Here is a 23,155-nt window from a genome sequence, read left to right on the forward strand (position 1 = left end):
ATATTCATTATGTAATTATTATATTTTAAAAATGCTTTTGTGAATAAATAAGAATAGAGGTTAATATGAAAGTAAATCAATTAATTGCTAATAACATAAATAAATTAGATGCAACTATACCGTTTAATAAATCGTTTGGAATTGCTGGGTTATCTGGATCGGGTAAAACAACTTTTTGCCAAACAATTGGTGAAGAGTCAAAAAAACGATTAGTTTCTTTATTACCAAAGGCTGAATATCAATATTTATTTCCTAACATTATGGAAACAAATTTTAGTGCCATTAAGATGGAAGAAATGCCTTTAGTACTTTTTCTAGGAAAATCATCGATTTCGTCTAATCCGCGTTCAACGATTGGTACTCATACTGGTGTTTTTACAGAGGTTCGGGAAAAACTTGCTGAAGTTTTTAATCTTTCTCCAGAGGTCTTTTCATTTAATAATCAATTAGGCTGGTGTACTGGTTGTAAAGGCCGTGGTACTACAAAAAATGTTGAGTGTAAAAAATGTAAGGGAAAACGTTATAGTGAAGAAATTGAACAATATGAAATTGATTTGTTGGACAAGCCACATTCAATCTCAAATATTAATGATTTAAGTATTGAATCTATTCTTTCACTAGCAAAAGAGTTAAATATTAGTGAAGAAAAACAGCATATACTGCAAAATATTATTAATATGAACATTGGTTATTTAACATTAAATCGAATTATGGGTACGTTATCAGGTGGAGAGTTAACACGACTTTATTTGGCCGAATTCATGGCAGTAAGTGAAAATGCTGTAATTATTATTGATGAGATTTCAGTTGGACTTGATCATGAAACATTATTACAAATTTTAGAAGAAATTAAACGACTAGGGCGTAAAAATCAAATTTGGCTTATTGATCATTCAGATACAGTACTAGATACAACTGATGAGCAATTGTTCTTTGGACCTGGTAGCGGAAAATATGGCGGGAAAATTGTGGAAGAATCACCAAGACCAAAGTCAATACTGTGGGATCGAAATAAAGAAATACCAACAGAATATTATACATTCTATGATTTATATTGCCGTAATATCCAAATGGCTGAGTTTCAAATTCCTAAAAACAGGCTTGTAACAGTTACAGGAGAATCGGGATGTGGAAAATCTACACTTGTCAATGAATGCCTAGCTACAGATTTTTTGAAACGATATCCAAAAGATAAATTAGTTATGGTAGGACAAGACCGAAATCAATCAATTACAAGTCGATCAACTGTAGCAACTTTCCTAGATATTAAAAAGAAACTGACAAAGTATAGTGAAGACATTGATGATATTTTTGAGCGCTCGATTGAGGATATTATTGATGAACTTCCAAATGAAGATATCGCTTATAAACGTTTGAGCCTACTAATTAAATTAGGGCTTGGCTATTTAACATTAGAGAGAAAAACACAAACATTATCGACAGGTGAGTTTCAATGTGTTCATTTAGTTTCGGAATTATTTGCAAACACTAGAAATCCACATACATTATTCATTTTTGATGAGCCTTCAAAAGGTTTATCACAAAATATTTTAAATCAATTTATCGATAGTATTAGAGGTATTCTGCAAGATGAATCAGTTTCTATCATTATGATTGAGCATAATCGTTACATGTTAGAAAGCTCTGATTATATAGTTGATTTTGGAAAAAGGCAGAATGAATCTGTAGAGCATTTGGATGTTGTTAATCATGTGGATTACTATCGTCAAAAAAGTAATGTGAATAGCACAGAGAAAATAAATATCTCTTCAATGCTTAAGAAGAAAAAAGGAGTTCACTATTTAGAAGAAAATCATATTAACTATTTTAAAAATGCCGAAAATGTTTATAAGGGCGGTATTTTTAAAAGTTTATCATCAATGGCTAGGTTAATTTATGGTGAATATGAATCTGATACAATCGCACCTGTTATTGCTATTGACCTTGAAAGACATTTATATAGTCAATATAGTTTCTTATATGAGATTGGTGGATTAATTAATCATATTGTAGCTGCTCATCCAATTAATAAAGATACGAGAAGTTTTGATTTCTATTCACAGGACAATCATTGTCCATCTTGTTCTGGACGTCTTCAAATTGAAGTTTTTGATAAAAATATTGCCATTCAAGATAAAAGTGTTCCATTTTGGGATGGGCTATTCGATCCAGAAATCATGAAGGTATTAAAATTTTATCAGCATGAAAAAATAGAATTTCTATTCGAAGAAATAAAAAATGAGCTTGGTCACGATTTGTCAAAAAGCTATAATGATATGTCAGAAGAAGAAAAGCATACGTTTTGGTACGGATATTTTGAAAAATCATTTTATGATAAAAAAGGAAAGACACGTAGAACATGGGTAGGGTTTAATACAATTATTGGTGGATATATTGTTATTTCAAAAGCACCTATTAAAGAAGAAATTAAGAGTTCAAAAAAAATGATGAAATGTCCAATTTGTGAGGGGACGGTTTTAAATCATCATAAACCACTTAAATTTGGTAACGTAGATATTCGTGAAATAATCAATCAGCCTATTAATAAAGTATTGAAAACAGTTGGTGATTTACCGGCACTTGTTAAATTGAAGTCTATTGTTGGTGGCGATATGGTATTGACAGAAGATGTTTCTTTATTGCCAAGAAAAGCACAAGTTGCATTGAAAATGTTTGAATTAGAACAAGCAAGCTTTTCAAACTATGAAATGGTGTTACAAAATGTCTTACCATTCTGGGGCGAAATAAAAGGAAATATCGAATCCATTAGTGTTAATAATCAGGTAACTGTTTGTGATTTCCCTAATGTTTATGAAACGAGAGAAACCATTATAGATAAGTATTTCACAAATGGTAAATATAAAAAACTTACGTATGTATACGAAGCATTTGGTTACAAAAAATTAGTTACCCAAATTAATAAAATTAAAAAAAGTAATCCATGTCCATTTTGTAAAGGTAAGAAAGTGATAACCGAAGATAATCTACATGATGGTGTCTTTAAACTAACAATTCCATGTGTAACTTGTAATGCAAGTGGTATTAATGACGAAGGGTTAAAAGAAGTTGTTGAGGGCGTGGATGTACAAACGTGGTTAACTGGAAAAGTAAGTGATGTTGTGAATGAAAGCTTATTAACAGAAGCTGTTGGAGAAATACCAATTTTTAATCGCATACGTGAGTTGGATAAACGAGATATGATGGCGGTTTATGAATGTCTTGAGAAAAATAACTAGTGATGGATTGTCAATTGCAGTAGTCATAAAAACAGGAATATAGGTTTTTAATTATATAAATATAACATGTTAAATTGTTATTTAAATCGTTAAAAATAGTTGACCCTCACATAATGTCATTGTTTATGATGAAGTTGAGCTTCAAAGTAGATGTAACTTATAGGAGGAAATCATGTTTAAAATAGGGGATTTTTCGAAACTATCTTCCATTAGTATACGTATGTTGAGACACTACGATAAAGTGGAATTATTACAACCAGTAAAAGTCGATGAGCAGAGTGGATATCGATTTTATTCAGCTGACCAATTAAAAAAGGTAAATCAAATTCAAACATTAAAAGCTATGGGGTTTAATATTGCTATCATCAAAGAAATAATAGAATGCGATAATATAGATAGCATAAAAGAGCAATTTTTAAATCGTAGTGCTCAAATTAAAGAAGACATGAATAACCTCCAAAAACAATTACGTCTCCTCGAAGACTCAATGAAAACGATGAGAGAGGATGTTGTTGAGATGAATTATCATGTTTCAATAAAAGAAATTCCAGAAAGAACTGTAGCTAGTGTTAGAAAGATTATTCCATCGTATAATTGCGAAGGTGATTTATGGAGTGTATTAATGCAAGAAATTCAAATGAAAAATATTAGTATTGCCCAACCGAGTTATAGTATTGCGGTTTTCCATGATCGTGAATACAAAGAAAATGATGTAGATATAGAAATACAGCTAAGTATTCTAGGTAAGCACGAAAATACAAAGGACGTTACATTTAAAAATATGGAATCGACTAATGTAGCTTCTATAACAGTTAATGGAAGTTATGAACAGATGACAGCTGTAAATGAGGCTGCGGCAAAATGGATTGAGACAGAGGGTTATAAATTAGCAGGCCCGATGTTTAATATTTATCATGTGAGCCCAGCGATGGAAGCGGATCCTAATAAGTGGGTTACAGAAGTTTGTTATCCAGTTAAATGATGATAAAGAAAAAAGGCATTAATTATATGCCTTTTTTCTTTGTAAACTTATCCATAAATATCAAGACAAATTACTTCGAGATTCGATTCGTCAACTACTAGCACAATTTTATTTGCAAATGTACAAAATGAGCGGATTGTAATGAATCATCTAAAAACCAACCAGTTGGTACTAAAGTAATGTAATCATCTATTTGGAAATTTCAGCAATGTTTAAATGAGCAACAAAAACCATCGTAATAAGGGGCTTCTGTCTTAAATAATTTAATGATATGTGTACCCTCCATCTGGAAATAATACATTACCCGTAGTAAAACTATTTTGCATTAAATATAGAACAGTATGTGCAATTTCATTATTATGGCCAGGCCTTTTTACAAGAGAAAGAGATTTATAAGATTCATAAGCAGCTAGTCTATTTTCGTTTTGTTCATTTTCTTTTTGTATTGTTCCAGGAGAAACCACATTAACTCTAATAGGAGCTAATTCCACAGCTAAAGCCTTCCCTAAACTTTCAATAGCACCATTGCAAGCTCCATAAGCAGGTGCGCCTTTAAGTGGTCTTTGACTAAATGCACCAGACATTAACACAATCGATCCAGAGTTTGAAAGAAAAGGAATTGCATATTTTACGGCATAATATTGAGGCCAAAACTTTCCGATGAAGCTACTTTCAGCAATTTCCTCTGTAGAGGTAATTGGTCCAAGTGTATAAGAGGCTCCCGGTGTGAATAAATGATCAAAGTTCCCAACTGTCTTGAAAAAATTTTGTAATTGCTCTTTATTTTGATTATCCAATATATAAGTTTGAAGATGATTGTTATTTATTACTTCTCGAGCAACTTTTAATTTTTCTTCCGAGCGTCCGGCAATAATAACATGTGCACCTTGTTTAATTGCTTGTGTTGCTGTTGCTAATCCAATACCAGAACTCCCGCCAATGATAACAATACGGCTATTTTTTAATGTAGTAATAGACATATTTTAGCCACTCCTTTAATAAAAAATTTAGAATATAACTAACTGTGCTATGCTTTTATTATTCGCTAAAAGGGAGCAAGTGAAAAGTACGCACTTTATATGTACATAGTCGCAAATTTCGTACTAATCGCTATACATGCGGATAAGTAATAGGAAAAATTTCTAAATATGGTTTATCCCGCATTAACGGGCAGTAAAACTCTCACCTCAAAGTTAGGAAAATGCAAGGAAGTTAGGTAAGAGATCAATTGCCCGTAAAAGCTCGATTGGTTCAACTAATAATCAGTGTGGGATGAACAAAACCCCCACTGATTAAAGTTTCCCTTTATGATATCTGAGGAGAGGTGAGAAAAATGGATTTACAAGAACCGAAGTTAAAAGGGGTAATAGCAACATTACAAATAATCGGTGGGAAATGGAAGTCACTCATTTTGTTTATTTTGCTAACAGATGGAATGAAACGTTTTGGTGAATTAAAGCGATTGATACCTGATATATCTCAAGGGACGTTAGCGAAGCAATTACGTGAATTAGAGCAAGATCAACTAATAAAACGCGAAATTTATCAAGAAATACCACCTAAAGTAGAATATAGCTTAACTGAACATGGAAAAACAGTCAGTACTGTTTTGGATAGTATGTGTAGTTGGGGAAGAGGGCATTTAGAATATATAGATAAAGATAAACCATAAAAATGTTATGTAAACTTATTGTAGTGTGAAGGGAAATGTTGTTTTAATAATTTGTATTTTATAATATATAATTAAAGAGTGTCGTAGGTTATTATACATATTTAATTTATTTTTACAAAGGGGAAGTAATAAGATGAACGAATTAGAGTATAAAAGCTTCTATGATAAAGTAGGAAGATTAAATGGATGGGATTTTAGCAAAATAAAATGTGAAACTGTAGGAGATACATGGGACTTTTATAGTGAGGTAAAAGAAAGGTGTAAACCATCACATATTTTACTTGATGTTGGTACAGGCGGAGGAGAAAATGTACTTAACATAGCATCTTCGGCTAAATTGCTAATTGGAATTGATAATTCTAATGGCATGATTGAAACGGCACAGTCTAACTTGAAAAAATCAGATGTACAAAATGTTGAGTTTCTTCAAATGGGTTCTGAAGCTTTAACATTTCCACATGCACATTTTGATATTGCTTCAAGTTGTCATGCCCCGTTTCTGGCATCTGAGTTAGCGAAAGTAATGAAAAAGGGTGCCTTTTTCTTAACACAACAAGTAAGTGAGAATGATAAATTAAACCTGAAAGAAGCATTTGGTAGAGGACAATGCTTAGGTGAACGGGATGGTACTTTAAAAGAAAAGTATATGAATGAACTTATTAGTGCAGGATTTGATCTCGTGCAAGTACGTGAATATGATGTTACTGATTATTACAGTAGGTCTGAAGATCTCATTTTCTTATTAAAACATACCCCTATTATTCCTAGATTCGGAGAACAGGAAGAGGATTTTACTATTTTACAAAAGTTCATTGATACGTATAGTTCTGAAAAAGGGATTCGTACTAATTCAAAAAGATTTATGATTATTGCTGTTAAATTATAATGTATTTTAGTGTAAAAGCTGCTTTTCATTTAAAGAAAAGCAGCTTTTTGTGTGGAAAAGAATACAGGAAATACTTGAAAATAATAGAAATAAATAAAGTGTAAATTAAAAAATCAAAATATGGAGGATAAATGTTTTGAAACGTTACTATATTAGCAATGAAAAAATAAATGTACATATTACTGAATGGGGGAATAATGAGAAGCCCGTTATCTTTTGTTTACATGGATTAGGTAGTACGAGTTTAAGTTTTATAGAAATTGCTGAGGAATTAAAAGAAGAGTATAGATTTATCTCCGTTGATGCACCTGGACATGGTAAAACACCCCCATTTGAAAGAACAGAAGATTATGAGATGTACAATTTAGCAAATTGGTTAAATGAAATAATAAATGAATTGAGAATCGAATACTTCTATTTTCTATCACATTCATGGGGAAGTTTTGTAGCGTTATTTTATTTGTTAAATCATCCAGAAAAAGTACAAGGAAGTATTCTTATTGATGGTGGATATCAAACAAAAAGGCTTAAAGAAGAAACGTTGGAAGAAGAAATTGCTTATTATGAAAAGGACTTTGATGAATACGTTTTTAATAATTGGGACGAATTTTTCAAAAGTGAAAAAGCAGCTTATACTAGGTGGTCTTCATTGTTAGAAGTTGCTGTAAAGGATCTAGGGATCGAAATGGATAATAAAGTATGGTGGCATGCCAGGGGAAATACAGCTAGTAATATAATAAGAGGTATGCATAAAGATGAAACAATAGATATATATGAGAAGCTACCGGATAATATTGTATTACTTCGAGCTACAGTCCCACAAGTTTGGGCGGATTATAGAGATAAGACAGCAAATGTTTTTAAAGAGAAAACGGACAGTATAGTAAAAGTAATTCCTGATACTACACACATGTTGCACTGGGATAAACCAGAAATTGTTATAGCGGAAATAAAAAATAATTGGAGCTAACATATTCATACTAAAGTTGTAGTTTCTATATGAAAAATCCATCCTTCCGTTTGATTTTATCTATTTATAAGTGTAATACAATACGAATAGATAATAAGAAATGAGGGGGAATGTAAAGTGATTACACATATATCAGATATAAAACTACAAACGGTTTCCATAGAAGGGGTAAAACAAGTTTATAAGGACATATTATCTTTTCCAATAAAAAAAGAAACAGCATCCTTCATTCAATTTGAAGTAACACCTTATACAACAATTAGTTTTCAAGAAGTGTATGAACCAATCGCACCTGCACATTTTGCTTTTGAAATCCCATATTCAAAATTCCATGAAACAGCAAAATGGTTAAAGGACTCTGGATTACTCATTGTAAAATGGAAATGTAATTGGTGAAGAGAATGGTCTATTCAATTTATACTTTAAAGACGGAGATGGAAATCTACTCGAAATTATCGCACATAGTTATGTTAAAGAGGATGTATTAGTACCACACTCACCTTTAAACATTTTATACGTAAGGGAAATTGGTCTTCCTGTTAAAAGTGTACCTGTTTTTACGGAATGGTTAAAATCAAATCTAAATATGAAAACGATGGAAGATGGGGATATTTTTAACTTTGTTATAGGTGGCACTGCATATATCGTCGCGACTTGGTGGCAGCGACCTTGGATTCCAATCGCGATGAAAGCTCTATCACCGAAAGTATACGTTTCTTTCGGAACACCAGACGTCGCATTTTTACAGCGAATCCAAAATAATTTTAAGAAAAATAGTGTATCATTTGAATGTAAACGTAATGAAGTATCATTTATTGAGCAAGGATATACATTTTCAATTGTGCATACATCAGAGTTTCATTCGGATATTCCTAAACAATTAAACTTACCGCTTTCTATTTAAGGATGGAAAGCGGTAAGTTTTTTGTATATTCGTGAAGAAGGTTTTAGCTAGGATTATAGTGAATTTAAAGAGAAGTATAAGGTGTTATTCTAATTTATGTTAAGGGGGGAAATAAAGTGGTTTTAGGTAATCCAATTGCAAAAGGGAATACAGCAGAAATTTATTTAACTGATGATAAGGTTGTAAAATTATTTAAAGATTACCTCCCAGATACAGAGTCTATGAATGAAGCAAAAAAACAAAAATATGCGTATTCATGCGGGTTGCCAGTTCCAAACGTATTTGAAGTGAAAAAGATACAAAATAGACAGGCAATTATTATGGCACATGTAAAAGGGGACAACATTGGTGATCTTCTGCTTAATAATTTAAATGAGGCAGAGCGTTATATCAGCCTTTGTGTTAATGAGCAAAAAAAGATCCATGCTATACATGTGAATACAGATGAAATGGAGTTAATGAGGGAGAGGTTAGAGCGTCAAATTAAATCTGTGCATAAATTGGATGAACGCAAAAAGAAGGATATATTACAAAAATTAGATTTTATTACATTTGATTTTAGGCTATGTCATGGAGATTTTCATCCATTTAATTTGATTTTGAATAAGGAAGAGAAAGTGAAAGTTATAGATTGGGTAGATGCTAGTTCAGGTGATATTCGCGCAGATGTATTTCGAACATACTTGTTGTACTCACAATCTTCGGTAGAATTAGCTGAGATGTATTTACATATATATTGCAGTCGTACCGGCATATCAAGAGATGAAGTTTTTCAATGGGCTCCTATTATTATTGCAGCTAGATTTTCTGAAAAAGTATCACCGCAAAATGAAGTGTATTTGAAAAGATTATTGAATCAGTATTTATAAGTCATAAAAAAGGTTGTCAGCTAATTAATAAATGCTGTTGTTTAACCAAAGTTTCCTTGCAGTTAGACAACAGCATTCTTAAATATTGATATAGGTATTCTTATTTTCAATCTTCATCCTATAAAGGTTCATAATCCGTACTTGTTCCTCCGTTAATTCTTCTTTATTCCAATACATATGCATTAAGCTATATTCAAAAATCTCCTTTAATTTAATAAATAACGGAAACTTGTCTTTCATCTCTTTTGATAGCTCATTTTCCTCTTGGTAGCCTTCAAATAGTGCTTTTGTAATAGAATACTCATAGTCAACGATATTCCCATTTCCAGCAAATGAATATTCTATCGCACTATAAATAGGAACGGCTAAATCGAATATGTAAAAATGTTTTTCGCAGTCTTGAAAATCTATCATTGTTAAGTTTGAATTATTTTCGACTAAAATGTTTTCTAACCATAAATCTCCGTGTATTAAGCCGTAATTTGAAGGGGATTTTGGTAGCTCTTTTATGGAAGTTAAAACGTCAGATGCAATTTCTCTTATTGTATTTTCTTCTTTAGGGATATATTTAAGGAAATTATATTCTTCATTTTCATACCAATCGTTTATATGTTTTACTGGTTTAATCTTTTCAAAGCTTTTAGATATACGATGTAATTTTCCAATTTGTTTACCAAGTTTTTTAAATATATTAGAATTCCATTCAGACCTTGGTAAATGTATACCAGGAGCAGCTTTATATAATACAGCAAAAATCTCCTTGTCTAATGTGAATTTTTCTATAAAATTCCCTTGTAATGAAGGGATTATTGGTGGAACACCTAAACCATTTTGATATAAAAAATTCGTATATATAACTTCTTCTATCTGTTCTTCATATGTTTTGTAGTTTGTAATTCTACTGAAGTATGTACCTTGTTCTGTAAGACATTCATACATCTCATTTGTTATTGGCTTAATGTTAATAAAATTCAACGGATACTGTTCATTTATGAATTGAAGTATTTCTTTTTCTAGCTTGTTCATTGAAACGTCCTTTCCAAACCTTAATTTTTTAATTTTTGAAATCCTTTAAAATGAAATATGATGTAAATTGACCTTTAATAATTAGTAAGGTGTTGCCAACATACTCATTAACGCTAAATTGAAAAATGAATAGAAGGTATGACAAAATAAGATAGATGAAAAAATATAAAATTAATACTTATATATAGATTATAAAGACTTTAGAGAAAGGCTCATGTTATAAAACACAAGAAATATCAAAAGAAAGAAACGCACTTCTCCTATACTTTTAAATAAGGAGTGAAGGAAATGAATGAACATATACAGCAGATGATTAATTGGATTGAGAGCAATTTAAAAAAGAGATTTTCATTAGATGAATTATCTCGTTACATGGGGTATTCTCCTTATTATTGCTCTTTTAAATTTCATCAAGTAACGGGTTTCAGTATTAGACGTTATATTCTTCTTAGAAGGTTGTATTTATCTACAGAAGATTTAAAGAATGGTAGGAAGATAATTGAGGTAGCGTTGGATTACGATTACTCTTCCCAAGAGGCTTATAGTAGAGCTTTCAAAAATGTTTTTGGAATGAATCCAAGAGAATACCAACTTAACAAAATGCCTATTCAATCATTTGTTAAACTAAATTTAAATAAAGAAGGGGTGTTTAAAATGAATATTTCTAGAAAAATAGAGGTTGAACAGTTACGAGATAGGAAGAGTGAGCTATTTGATAAAGAGGTACTTTACATATTAAATGGTCAAGTTATGTATGAAGAATTTAAAAACGAAAAGCTAATGGGTGATTCTGATTATGCACCATTTAATGAGGCAATGTGTGTGAATTCGGCTACTACTCAAGTTTTTAATGAAGAGTTTATTAAAACAAGAGCGAAAGGACATAACAGTTCAGTAGAAAGTTATATAAAAAAGGTTATAGATCCGTTAGAAAACCTTTTTACGAAAAAGTATAAATGTATTGTTCTATGGTTTGGTGAAGATATGTTTTGCCAAATGAACCTACTTACCATACTTTCTCATCTTGAACAGTCTGCTTATGAAGGGAAGGTATACTTAAATAGCTTTAGAGAGGATGAATTTAAAGTAAATCAAATTGAACTTGAATTGGGGAATTATTCTTCTATATACAATGAAGTATTAGTAAACCATAAAAAGACCTCTCATAAGGTACCACCTGTAATGTATCGGGCTATAGACTTATTTTTAGAAATGTTAACAGAAGATAATGCAGTAATGAAATTCATCTCTAAAAATAAAGATTTATCAACTCGTGAATTATTAATAAAGTTGTTTTATCTTTTTCCAACAATCGGATATGGAGATACTCAGTACATAGAGCTGATTAATAAAATAAAGAAGAAAGCTACACCCAAAATATAGGTGCAGCTTTCTTCTTATAATTGCTCAAGTAATTCTAATTCTTTTTCTACAAATAGCATTAGTTCTTTAATTGTTTCACCAGAAAAATCAAAACGAATACCGGCTGCATCATACACTTCTTTTATAGATTGCGAGCTTCCTAGTGATAATGCCTTTTTATAATTTTCTAGCGCTTGCTTAGGATCCTCTTTATATTGTTTATACATTTGTAATGCACCAAGTTGAGCGATCGCATATTCAATATAATAAAATGGTACTTCAAAAATATGGAGTACAGGTAGCCAACTCGTTGCTATCCAGTTTTCGTAGCCATCAATATGTATGACGCTAGACTGATAATGTTTTTGAAGTTGTAAGTATTTTTCATTTCTTTCTTCAGAAGTATGACTTGGATTTTCATACAGCCAGTGTTGAAATTGATCGACAATAAGCATAATAGGTAAATATGAAATAACATCTTTAAAGAAGTTAATTTTTGCTTGTTTTAAATCTTTTTTGTCTGTATAGAAGGTATCCCAATAATTAAGCGAGAATAACTCCATTGTCATACTGGCTAGCTCAGCTGTTTCAGCTGGAATTTCTATATACTGTCGTAATTTTAATGGTTTTATGAGTTCGTTATGAATACTATGACCCATTTCATGTATAAAAGTGACAATATCATCTTGTGTATAATTTAAGTTCATAAAAATATAAGATAATTGTGAAGCTGGTAAGTACTCACAAAAGCCACCAGCTGCTTTTCCTTTGCGGCTTGTTAAATCAAGACAATTGTGTTTATACATTCGGTTTAAAAGTGCTGAAAATTCAACATCTAGTTTATTAAAGATATGAGTGCTCTTTTCAATTAAATCATTTTCATTTGCAATAGGTTTAAGTACTTTTTGATCTGGAGTTACAGCTGATACATCCCACGGGCGAAGCGTATCAATTTGCAGTTTATCTTTTTTCTCTAGCAATATTTTATCTTTAAGAGGCACAACATACTTACGTATGGATTCAGCTAGTTCATAGCAATCTTTCGCTGAATAATCAAAACGCTCGTATTTTTTGAACATATAATCGCGATAATTCTCTAGTTGAATATTTTTTGCTTTTTGATGGCGAATTTCAATTAATTGATTTAATATGTTTTGGAGTTCTTTTTCAACAGATAAAAATTGTTCAGAAATAATGGTTTTTGCCTTTTTACGGGTGTCACGATTCGAATCTTGTAAATAGGATTGTAATTCTGTTATCGTTTTTTCTTCTCCGTCCCAAATTCCACTTAATCCTCCAGTGATTTCAAAGTACTCTGTGATTAATTTGTCTTCCTTTATTTCTAATTCGATATTTTCCTCACAAAATAACTTTTGAGCATTTTTTATTTTTGTATCTAATAAACCATATACGTTAGAATCTAATTCCATTCGAAAAGGTGACTCTAAATATTTATTATCCAATAAATTTTGGTACCGCTTTAAAAGTGGCTTTACAAATTGTTGATCATGTTCAAAAGTATCCTTTATTTCTTCATCATCCGTATTACATTGAAAGGCGATGTAATGTGATCTTAATTGTTCTTCGATGTCCCAAATAACTTTTGACTGCTCTTTTAACCAATTTTCAAGGTCTAGTTTTGAAGAAATCATTTTATTTAATAAAGTCGAAAGAGTTTTTTCCAATTGTAGTACATTACTAATATCAATCGTATTTACACGTTGCATTATATATCCCTCACTTTTTATTTATTCATAGAGATATTCTATTTATTAATTGTAATTCCCTTGTTAAGTGGGGGAAATGTGAAATAATGTTAAATTTAATAATTAAAGAAGGTATTTATATGTCAAAGTAAAAAGTTTATCGTAAATGAAAATATATGGAGGGGTGCTGCATGAGAAAGGGAAAGAAGTTACTTGTATTTTTATTTCCACTTGCTTTATTATGTGCCTGTGAGAATGATATTGAAGATGCTAAAAGTGAAGATTCTATAGTGATGGATATTGCTACAGCAGCTGTAAAGGAGGAATCTTTTTTTAGTGCTGCTATAAGAGATGAAAAAGCAAGAATAGTAGATTTAGAGATTGCTGATAGCGAAAATGCTAACGAAATAAAAAAAGAAATTAATAAAAGATTGCAAATTCAAGGCGTTATGTCCTATAAAGTAAATATATCTCAAAGAAACAAGGAGATTGTAAATGCAGAACATAGATGGGAGTTAGTTTTTGGACATATATTTGATGACGTATTCAGAAAAAATGGAAATGAAGGGTTTGGTATTCAGCAAATAAATTATATAAAGAATCAACCTGTTACCATTGATATAAAAACTAAGATTAGCGATGATGAAGTAGGGGTGAGAGAACTTGGACAGAAAATAGAAAAAGAAGTTGAAGGTGTACTTAAAACAGAAGCAGTAAAGAAATGGATTGAAAATGATTCATATGCTATTGGGATTTACGATATAGATGATCGGAAAATTAACTAATTGAGGAATGAATGCTATATGAATGAAAAATCGATATAATTAAATATGGAATTACTGAAGGAGGTGTAAGATGTATAAGTATTTAAATATTTTAAACGACATAGAAAATATGATTCAAAATGGAGAAATAAGAGAAGGAAAGAAATTACCGTCTATACGGTCACTCGTTACACAATATGAATGTAATAAGGCAACAGTTATACGTGCTCTTCATGAATTAGAAAAGCGTCACATTATATATTCTGTCCCTCAAAGTGGATACTACGTTGTTAAAAAATCAGAGAATACTATAGAAAATAACGAGATAATTGATTTTGCTTCCTCAGCACCAGATCCAGATGTTTTTCCGTATTTAGATTTTCAACATTGTATTAATAAGGCTATTGATACGTATAAAAATGATTTGTTTGTATATGGAACGCCGAAAGGGTTACCATCTTTAATACCAGTTATTCAAAAACAACTAGCAAATTATCAAGTCTTTACAAAAGAAGAAAATATTTTTATAACGTCAGGTGTTCAGCAGGCGCTTGCTATATTAACTTCTATACCATTTCCGAATGGAAATGAAACTGTATTAATTGAACAGCCAACATATCATCTATATATTGATTATCTAGAAATAAATAAAGTTCCTGTAATCGGTATTAAACGTAAGAATGAAGGTATCGATTTGAATGAATTGGAGCAATTATTTCAAACTGGAAAAATAAAATTTTTCTATACGATACCGAGATATCATCATCCGCTTGGAACGTCTTATTCTAAAGAGGAGAAAGAAAAAATCGCACTATTGGCTAAGAAATACAATGTATTTATAGTGGAAGATGATTATTTAGCAGATTTAGAAACTGATTCAAAAGCAGATCCGTTATATAGCTTGGATAATTGTAGTCATGTCATATATTTGAAAAGTTATTCGAAGATTATTTTTCCTGGTTTACGGGTTGGAGTTGCGGTCATTCCACCATCCATTGCAAATGCTTTCTATACATACAAAAAGATACTAGATATTGATAGTCCGATGATTTCTCAAGCGGCTTTAGAAATTTATATAAAGAGCGGTATGTTTGAACGTCATAAAAGTAAAATTAATTCTTCCTACTACAATAGATCAATAAAACTAGCAGAAACATTAGAAAAAGTGCAAAATGAAGATCAATCATTATTTACATATAATAGACAAAACACATTTGGAATACACACTTGTTTAGAAATGCAGAAAAACACAGTTACAGAAACACTTATACAAAAATTAGGTGACATGCAAATAAGTGTCGATACTATTGATAAGAATTATATGAGGAATTTTCCTAAAGAAAAACTGTTAAAGTTAAATGTTTCGAATGTAAAAGAAGATAAGATTGAAGAAGGTATTCGTAAAGTAATTGAGGAAATCAAGCAATTAACACAGTTTAATTTTCAGTTTAGAAAAGAATAATTTGAATTAGGAGGTTCGTTGTGAGGCGCAAAATCATTCTCTTGTTTGTATGTAGCGCTATAGTGGCAGGTGCAATTGTTGTGATTACATATTATAAAAAAGAGGATCAATGCATAGCAGTTGCTAAGTATTCAAGAGGTATTATCGTAGATCAAAATAACGAACCTATATTTAATGTGAAAATATATGAAGATTCAATTGAAAGTAAGGAACACAGTATTTCAAATGCACAAGGTGAATTTGAAATACTAGATGGGGTTTGTGGTGAGATTGTTTTACAATTAGTTACTCCTGATGGAGAAATCTATACGAGAAAATATGATAGGAAGTATATACCAGAAGTAATAAAGCTGAATTATAAAAATAAAAGTGAATAAGATGAAACCATTACGGAGAAAAATAGCAGTTGTGGCCGGAGCAATTATATATGTAATTGGATAATTATATATTTTTTAAGAGCACTCTTAGCAAAGAGTGCTCTTTTTCATCAATGTAAATATTTACTTATCATCTTTTTAAAGTGATTTTTATCATAATTTACATATTGCATAGCTGTATTTCGTATTGGATCTCCAGCATAAAATCTTTCATACAATTCGTGTCTAGATCCTAAGGGGCTTCCGATGATATCCCAGGCTAACTTAAATAATTTTGTGCGTTGTTCGGCATCTATATTAGTTCCTTTAAAGTACTTTTTCAATAAATCAGCTATAGGACTCTGGAAGTCATTTGAGCTCGAAGGAAGTTGAATGAACCCACCTGCTCCAATTAATTGTAAAATTTCTATTGCACGGGGATAATATTTGGAACCAAGATTCCTTGCAGTTTCGATATATTTAAAATTCGGCAAATAAGTTTTCGTTTCATTTGTAGTACCTTCAACTTCAGCAGCAATTAAAAGTGCGCGAATTGTTTCGATTTGCATAATTAATTCCCCAAGCTTCTCTTGAACATGCAAATAAGTAGTAGCACCGATCGCTTCAGCAATTTCACAAGCAATTGCAGTTATAAATTCTAGTTTTACTACTAATCGTACAATTGCTTGATGATAAGCTAAACTACTAGAAGCTATATCTGACTTTAATTTCCATAATGCTTCAGGGTTGTTATACAGTAAGACACGTTCCCATGGTACAAATACATTATCAAAGATTAATAGCGCATCCATTTCATCGTACTGTGAGCTAAGAGGGGAATCAACTGTACTTGAGTTTGCATTCGCAAATGGTTCTCTACAAACCATATGTAATCCAGGGGAATTGGCTGCCACAATGAGAAAGTGAGCTAAATCTTTTTGAGTATCAGTCAGTTTTGCTAATGGATAGATTAATAAATCATTTGAATAAGGAGAAGCAGTACCTACCATTTTTGCACCATTTAAATAAATTCCATCAGAAGTTTCCTTCGTAACTCTTAGTAACCCTAAATTTTTTGCATTCAATATTGATTCTGTAGAACGATTTATTTGTGGGTCACGTTGAACTACACTTAAGAACAAGTGATTATCTCTCGCTTTTTCATAATAAGATGTAATTTTATCTGGAAACTGTGCATCGAATTTTTTATAAAAATATCTTGATACGTACCAGCCAGTAAGTCTCGATCTTGCATAATCAGATAATCTACTCATTACACCGTCTGTAGCATAACTCCACGTTTCAAATGCAGTTCTTCTCATTAATAATTCATTATAGGAATTCGGAACTAAAAATGCAGTATGAACAAATCCTTTCGTTTTTGGGCTCACATATCCAATAGAATCTCTTCGTATGGGGTCATCAAACAATGTAAATAAATTAGAAATGGTACTTAATGTACCTGCAAAATGTTTGTCTGTAGTTACATCTACTTTTTGTCCATAGAGCCAAACGTTACGACCATCTTGTAAGCTCTTTATATAGTAATCCTTCAAATTTTGCATATTTCCTCCTTTTAAAGGCTACTCATATATTTGTACATCTTTTAATGGTGGGGAATATACGTGAAATGTTATTGCTGTTGAATCTGTAGCGTTATACATTTTATGCACAGTATCTTTTTTTACTGTGAAAATATTTCCCTCTGTAAACTCTTCAATCCGCTCGCTATTATTTTCGTACGTTATATTTTGTAGCGTACCATTGACTATTAGTATACATCCTACAGATATTCCGTGATCGTGCACAAAAGTCTTTGCTTTGCTGGGGAAATTTAATACTAAAATCTCTACAAATTCAGACTGATAGATAACGTTCCTTCCGTATTCAAGATTAACTGGTGAAGTAATAAAAGGAGATATTTTATGAAGTGAAATATTTAATGATTGAATAGCGTGTATTAAATTGACCGTATCGTAGTTACATAGGTTATTAAACGTTTTTTGTATGTTATGAATCAATTGCATGTAAAACTTCCTCCTAAGCATGTACAGTAAAAGAAAACCTAATCTAATATTATATAGTGAGTATTGAATTACATAATATTGTATTGAAACATTTCCAAAAAGTGACTTCTTTTACTTAGGAAGTTTATTCAATTTGAAAATTGTGGTAATTTGTTCCGTTAAAATGATATGCTTGAACTATATATTTTTTATCCCGTTAAATCCCGACTCGTGAGGGCTGATAATCAGTGAAGGATGAACAAAACCCCCACTGATTAAAGTTTCACTTTATTGGAAAGGTGATGAAATAAATGGCAGTTCTTTTAGTGGAAAATCTATATCAAATGTCTATTGTTTTACTGATTTTATGTTCATTTTGTTTTTATAGATATTTAAAGAAAATAAAAAGGGAAAGAAAGCTTACAGGTTTTGAAATTACGATGTATATCGTGACACAACTTGCGTATTTCATTTGGGCGGCAACAACTTTTCTTAAAATGTTATCAGAATAGTAATTTTAAAGTATTAGACGCTGAACAGAAATGTACAGGAGCATTAAAGGTATAAACTTGGGCAAGGGTAATTTATCATCTATTAGGTAAATAAATTTAGTCGAAATCTAGATGGATAACAATATTACTTATAACATCTTTATAAAAAGAGAGGATATAAATGGAACAATATAAGTTAATTGTAAAAGGGCCTAAACAACTTGAGTGGGAAACAAATGAAATTAAGGACATACAGGACGATGAAATTATCGTTAAAACAATCGCAGGAGCGATAAGCATTGGGGCCGAGTTACCACAGTATAATGGATCCGATGTTACAGATCCGCATCCTTTTTATCCAAGAAAAACTGGATATGAAAGTTATGGTGAAGTGATTGAAGTTGGTAATAAAGTAACACATGTAAACGTAGGTGATAAAGTAGTTTCTTTTTATGGACATGAAACGATAGGGATAGTTAAGGCGCATAAAGTAATTCGAGTGCCTAGTTCTATACAACCTAAAGTTGCTTTATTATCTATTCTTTCGTGTGATGCCGCTAAAGGAGTATTGAAACTAAACCCGCGACAGGATGAAAAAGTACTTATAACTGGAATGGGAGTTATTGGTTTACTCGCTTGTTATTTCTTAAAATACTATGTAGGCGTTGAGCACGTGGATGTTGTTGAGCCTAATAAAAATAGAAGAGATTTTGCAAAGAATTTTGGTGCGAAAAACATATATGATTCAGAAGAGAAAATAATAGAAACATATAATTATGGTTTTGAATGTTCTGCTACAAATAGTGGGTTCCATACTTTGCAAAAAGCTCTTAAAACTAATAGTGAAATATGTATACTGTCTGATGGTAATATAGAAGAACTAACATTAATTGCTAACTTTTATCAGAAAGAATTGCAAATCATTGGATCAAGTGACGGATACGATTATCAAAAGCATGCAGATTGGTTTTTTAAAGAAATAGGAAAAATACCATTTATAGAAGAGATCTTTCAACATGAAATACATTATACTTCACTCATAGAATGCTTTGATGAATTGAGTTTAGGGATAATTAAACCATTAAAAGTATATGTTTCATATGAATAACGAAAAAAATAAGCAAATATTTGTCACATACCTTACAAATGTTTCGTCACATTTATGATTACTAAATGAGGAGGAACATATATGAAAATATTTGTAGCAGGTGCAACTGGTGTAATAGGACGTTCTTTATTGCCAATGTTAATAAAAAATGGGCATATAGTTTTTGCGATGATCCGTAATACTTCGCAAGTAGAAGCAATGAAAAAGATTGGTGCCATACCAGTAATAGCTGATGTATTTAATAGAAAGGCTGTATTTTCTGTATTAGAAGAAACAAATCCCGATGTAGTTATTCATCAATTAACGTCATTGTCTTCATGGAATTTTGAGGATAATGCAAAAATTAGAACAAAAGGCACTCGTAACCTTGTCGATGCCGCTAAAAATGTAGGGGTACAGAAAATAATCGCTCAAAGTATTTCATGGGCGTATGAACCAGGGGATACATTTGCGACTGAAAAAGACTCACTACATATTACTGCTTCTATGCCTCGGCAAGTCACTGTTAATGGCATATTGAAATTAGAAAAAGCTGTTACTGAGTTACCTGAATCGGTTATACTTCGTTACGGCACATTATACGGACCAGGAACATGGTATGCGGAAAACGGATTAATAGCAAATCAAGTTCGTAATAATGAAATTATCGCATCAGACGGGATAAGCTCGTTTATACATGTTGAAGATGCTGCAAGAGCTACTATGCTAGCCCTTAATTGGCCTTCAGGAATCGTAAATATTGTAGATAATTATCCAGCAACTAGTAAAGAATGGTTACCAATATATGCAGCAGCGATAGGGGCACCTAAGCCTAAAGTTCAAGATGGGAAAAATAGTTGGGAAAGAGGAGCTTCCAATAATAAGGCACGTAAAGAGTATGGATGGACACCTTTATTTCCATCATGGTCTGAAGGATTTAACAACTTAATAGGTAAGTAAAACACACCTTTGATGGGAATGATAGTAAAATACACCATTAAAGGATTGGGTAGTTATGAATATAATTTTGGAAAGTATTATATTAACTTTTACTGGAATAATTGTTTTGAAAATGACAGGTAGTACATCTGTGAGCCAAATGACAAGAGCTGAAATCATTATAGTTGTATCAATTGGCCGTATTATTGTAGAACCTGTATTAAGTAGAAAAGTAGTCCCATCTATATTTGCGGCTATCATATTTGCAAGCATATTACTTATCATTCATTTCTTTGAATTGAAATCAAGGAAGGTGGAACAATTTTTAAATGGAAGTAGCATTATAATTGTTGAAAACGGAGAGATTGTAAAAGAGAATTTGATGCAGGCAAAAATGTCGGAACAACAACTTTATATGCAATTAAGAGAAAAAGGGATTCATGACGTAAAGAGTTTACAGCAAGTTACAGCGGAACCGAATGGTCGTATTGGTTATCAATTAATAAAAGAAGCACAACCAATAACTTTAGAAATGTTAGAAAAAGTATTAGATCGGTACAATATAAAAAGATAATTTCTCGTGAGAAAAAGCCAATACTATAACGGAAGTATTGGCTTTTTTATTTTTCTACAAACGTAAGGATTAATAAAATAGGGTGGATTTTAAACCAATCATTATAATAGATATAGGCTTATAATTGTGCTATATTCAATGGACTTATAGTGAATGTGGTAAAAAACTAATTTGGCATAGGTAGACGCAGCGTTAAAATTTATAAGTTTTTAATGTGATACTAAAAATGGATTGAAAATAAGGAGATAGATACATAATGGAATTTTGGGAATCAAGTTTTATCGAAAAACAAACGATGTGGGGATTTGAACCTACAGAATCTGCAATTTTGACAAAAGATTTTTTTCTTGAAAAGAACGTTAAGAATATATTAGTTCCGGGTATTGGATATGGAAGAAATGCAAAGGTTTTTATCGATAATGGTATAAATGTAACAGGTATTGAAATTTCGAAAACAGCGATCGATTTAGCAAGAGAAAACGGACTAGAAGATGTTAGTATGTATCACGGTTCAGTAAACGAAATGCCTTTTGATAATAAACTGTATGATGGGATATTTAGTCATGCACTTCTTCATTTGTTGAATGAACAGGAAAGAGAGAAATTTATTGAAGATTGTTATAATCAGTTAAAACCAGGCGGATATATGGTTTTTACAACTGTTTCTAAAAAAGCTCCCATGTACGGAAAAGGAAAACAGTTGGATAAAGATTATTATGAGATAATGGAAGGTGTAAAAATGTTCTTTTATGATTCTGAATCTATAAAAAAAGATTTTAATCAATATAGATTAGTAAAAGTTTCGGAAATTGATGAACCAAATAAGAACATGGCAAATAAACCTTCAATCAATTTCTTAATGATAAAATGTAAGAAAGAACGATAACTAAAAGTTATTAAGAATGATTAAAGATGTTTATATATTGATTATGCACAAATAAAAAGGACAAGCATATAATATAAATACCTTTTAACTTTAAGTAACCTTAACTTTCGTTAATAGGGTATCTCAAAATCCCCAAAAGAGCACTTGCGGAAACAAGTGCTCTTTTATTTGGGATTTTAAACCATAAATATTGAATAAAATGTTAAACTGAAAAGAGAAATTTTTGTAATTAAAACTGTAGTATATGAATGGAGTGTTATTGAATGCAAACAAGAAAAGCCTATCTATATGTATTTGACACGATGTCTGATTGGGAATACGGACATTTAATTGCTGAACTTAATACAGGGAGATATTTCAAAAAAGATGTAGCGCCTTTTAAAGTAGTAACAGTTGGAATAAATAAAGAAACGATTATTTCAATGGGGGGCTTGAATATAAAGCCGGATATTACCCTAGATGAATGTATCCTTGAGAATAACGATTTATTAATTTTACCTGGAGGGAATAATTGGAGTGAAGAAATACATAAACCTATTTTGAGAAAAGTTGATGAAGCTTTAAAACTTGGTACAATTGTAGCAGCAATTTGCGGTGCAACTATAGGTCTTGCAAATTACGGTTACTTGGATTCTATAAATCACACAAGTAATAGTTTAGAGTATATGAAAATGGTTTGTCCTACTTATAAAGGAGAAAATTTTTATGAAGTGGGACCTGTAGCGTCTAGTAGAAACCTTATTACTGCATCGGGTGTAGCGCCTCTAGAATTTGCCATGGAAGTACTGAAAAAATTAGATGTATTTGCGCCGGATACACTTCATTCATGGTATAAATTGAATGAGACTCATGAAGCAGAATATTTCTTCCAGTTAATGAATTCAATTAATAGCTGAGTAGTATGTCGAATGAAAATTATATTTTAAATGATGCGAAAACTAATAACAAAATAATTTTATGAAAATAAAAGGTAAGGG

General features: G+C 31.3%; 21 protein-coding genes and 1 pseudogene. 17 read left to right on the top strand and 5 right to left on the bottom strand.

From position 1 onward, the window contains the following. The first annotated feature begins 65 nt into the window (after positions 1–65). Complete coding sequence (locus tag H6481_RS23800; protein WP_182813364.1) at positions 66–3,236, top strand: ATP-binding cassette domain-containing protein; 3,171 nt, start codon at positions 66–68, stop codon at positions 3,234–3,236. A gap of 172 nt (positions 3,237–3,408) precedes the next feature. Next, positions 3,409–4,218: a MerR family transcriptional regulator gene (locus H6481_RS23805; protein ID WP_182813367.1), complete on the top strand. Its 810-nt coding sequence runs from the start codon at positions 3,409–3,411 to the stop codon at positions 4,216–4,218. A 263-nt stretch (positions 4,219–4,481) separates the two neighbouring features. Here H6481_RS23805 and H6481_RS23810 read toward each other — a convergent pair whose 3' ends face one another. Further along, complete coding sequence (locus tag H6481_RS23810) at positions 4,482–5,198, bottom strand: SDR family oxidoreductase (RefSeq protein WP_000029109.1); 717 nt, start codon at positions 5,196–5,198, stop codon at positions 4,482–4,484. 353 nt (positions 5,199–5,551) lie between these two features. Between H6481_RS23810 and H6481_RS23815 the strand changes: the two genes are divergently transcribed. The 5 genes and pseudogenes from H6481_RS23815 to H6481_RS23835 all read left to right on the top strand — a co-directional run bounded on the left by H6481_RS23815 (position 5,552) and on the right by H6481_RS23835 (position 9,519). After that, positions 5,552–5,890 (top strand): winged helix-turn-helix transcriptional regulator, encoded by a 339-nt coding sequence (locus H6481_RS23815; RefSeq protein WP_000365537.1) that lies wholly within the window; start codon positions 5,552–5,554, stop codon positions 5,888–5,890. A 133-nt stretch (positions 5,891–6,023) separates the two neighbouring features. Beyond that, positions 6,024–6,776 (top strand): class I SAM-dependent methyltransferase, encoded by a 753-nt coding sequence (locus H6481_RS23820; protein ID WP_182813368.1) that lies wholly within the window; start codon positions 6,024–6,026, stop codon positions 6,774–6,776. A 136-nt stretch (positions 6,777–6,912) separates the two neighbouring features. Next, positions 6,913–7,746 (top strand): alpha/beta hydrolase, encoded by an 834-nt coding sequence (locus tag H6481_RS23825; protein ID WP_078993214.1) that lies wholly within the window; start codon positions 6,913–6,915, stop codon positions 7,744–7,746. Between the two features lie 117 nt (positions 7,747–7,863). Continuing rightward, positions 7,864–8,650 (top strand): annotated as a pseudogene (locus tag H6481_RS23830) (glyoxalase/bleomycin resistance/dioxygenase family protein). 116 nt (positions 8,651–8,766) lie between these two features. Further along, positions 8,767–9,519, top strand: coding sequence for an aminoglycoside phosphotransferase family protein (locus tag H6481_RS23835; protein ID WP_182813370.1), 753 nt, complete (start codon positions 8,767–8,769; stop codon positions 9,517–9,519). A 78-nt stretch (positions 9,520–9,597) separates the two neighbouring features. Here the strand turns inward: H6481_RS23835 and H6481_RS23840 are convergent, their stop codons facing one another. Then, complete coding sequence (locus tag H6481_RS23840) at positions 9,598–10,545, bottom strand: phosphotransferase (protein ID WP_182813372.1); 948 nt, start codon at positions 10,543–10,545, stop codon at positions 9,598–9,600. A 288-nt stretch (positions 10,546–10,833) separates the two neighbouring features. On the opposite strand from H6481_RS23840, the gene H6481_RS23845 reads away from it, so the two are divergent. Then, a complete protein-coding gene (locus tag H6481_RS23845; protein WP_182813374.1) occupies positions 10,834–11,928 on the top strand; it encodes an AraC family transcriptional regulator in 1,095 nt (364 codons plus the stop codon). Between the two features lie 14 nt (positions 11,929–11,942). Here H6481_RS23845 and H6481_RS23850 read toward each other — a convergent pair whose 3' ends face one another. Continuing rightward, on the bottom strand, positions 11,943–13,634 hold the full coding sequence (locus H6481_RS23850; protein ID WP_063547355.1) for a M3 family oligoendopeptidase: 1,692 nt from the start codon (positions 13,632–13,634) through the stop codon (positions 11,943–11,945). A gap of 170 nt (positions 13,635–13,804) precedes the next feature. Here H6481_RS23850 and H6481_RS23855 point away from each other — a divergent pair, with 170 nt between their 5' ends. From H6481_RS23855 to H6481_RS23865, 3 genes are all read left to right on the top strand, one after another. Next, on the top strand, positions 13,805–14,398 hold the full coding sequence (locus tag H6481_RS23855; RefSeq protein WP_182813376.1) for a DUF4030 domain-containing protein: 594 nt from the start codon (positions 13,805–13,807) through the stop codon (positions 14,396–14,398). 70 nt (positions 14,399–14,468) lie between these two features. Further along, a complete protein-coding gene (locus H6481_RS23860) occupies positions 14,469–15,839 on the top strand; it encodes a PLP-dependent aminotransferase family protein (RefSeq protein WP_182813378.1) in 1,371 nt (456 codons plus the stop codon). Positions 15,840–15,859: 20 nt separating this feature from the next. Beyond that, complete coding sequence (locus H6481_RS23865; RefSeq protein ID WP_001253115.1) at positions 15,860–16,216, top strand: hypothetical protein; 357 nt, start codon at positions 15,860–15,862, stop codon at positions 16,214–16,216. 110 nt (positions 16,217–16,326) lie between these two features. Here the strand turns inward: H6481_RS23865 and H6481_RS23870 are convergent, their stop codons facing one another. Together H6481_RS23870 and H6481_RS23875 are read right to left on the bottom strand one after the other, a co-directional pair. Further along, complete coding sequence (locus H6481_RS23870; protein ID WP_182813380.1) at positions 16,327–17,760, bottom strand: 4-hydroxyphenylacetate 3-hydroxylase N-terminal domain-containing protein; 1,434 nt, start codon at positions 17,758–17,760, stop codon at positions 16,327–16,329. A gap of 18 nt (positions 17,761–17,778) precedes the next feature. Then, positions 17,779–18,222 (bottom strand): cysteine dioxygenase family protein, encoded by a 444-nt coding sequence (locus H6481_RS23875; protein WP_078401815.1) that lies wholly within the window; start codon positions 18,220–18,222, stop codon positions 17,779–17,781. Positions 18,223–18,512: 290 nt separating this feature from the next. Between H6481_RS23875 and H6481_RS23880 the strand changes: the two genes are divergently transcribed. From H6481_RS23880 to H6481_RS23905, 6 genes are all read left to right on the top strand, one after another. Beyond that, entirely contained in the window at positions 18,513–18,713 is a 201-nt protein-coding gene (locus H6481_RS23880) for a hypothetical protein (protein ID WP_000279697.1), read from the top strand. 160 nt (positions 18,714–18,873) lie between these two features. Next, entirely contained in the window at positions 18,874–19,800 is a 927-nt protein-coding gene (locus tag H6481_RS23885; RefSeq protein ID WP_182813382.1) for an alcohol dehydrogenase catalytic domain-containing protein, read from the top strand. Positions 19,801–19,881: 81 nt separating this feature from the next. Next, on the top strand, positions 19,882–20,739 hold the full coding sequence (locus H6481_RS23890) for an NAD(P)-dependent oxidoreductase (RefSeq protein WP_182813384.1): 858 nt from the start codon (positions 19,882–19,884) through the stop codon (positions 20,737–20,739). Positions 20,740–20,794: 55 nt separating this feature from the next. Beyond that, positions 20,795–21,292 carry a YetF domain-containing protein gene (locus H6481_RS23895; RefSeq protein ID WP_001021415.1) on the top strand — a complete coding sequence of 166 codons (498 nt, stop codon included), beginning with the start codon at positions 20,795–20,797 and terminating at the stop codon, positions 21,290–21,292. 256 nt (positions 21,293–21,548) lie between these two features. Next, complete coding sequence (locus H6481_RS23900) at positions 21,549–22,178, top strand: class I SAM-dependent methyltransferase (protein WP_000397611.1); 630 nt, start codon at positions 21,549–21,551, stop codon at positions 22,176–22,178. A gap of 263 nt (positions 22,179–22,441) precedes the next feature. Next, positions 22,442–23,074, top strand: coding sequence for a type 1 glutamine amidotransferase family protein (locus H6481_RS23905; RefSeq protein ID WP_098852496.1), 633 nt, complete (start codon positions 22,442–22,444; stop codon positions 23,072–23,074). Positions 23,075–23,155: the final 81 nt, after the last annotated feature.

The sequence above is a fragment of the Bacillus sp. ME78 genome, from assembly GCF_903970865.1.
GTDB classification, from domain to species: domain Bacteria; phylum Bacillota; class Bacilli; order Bacillales; family Bacillaceae_G; genus Bacillus_A; species Bacillus_A cereus.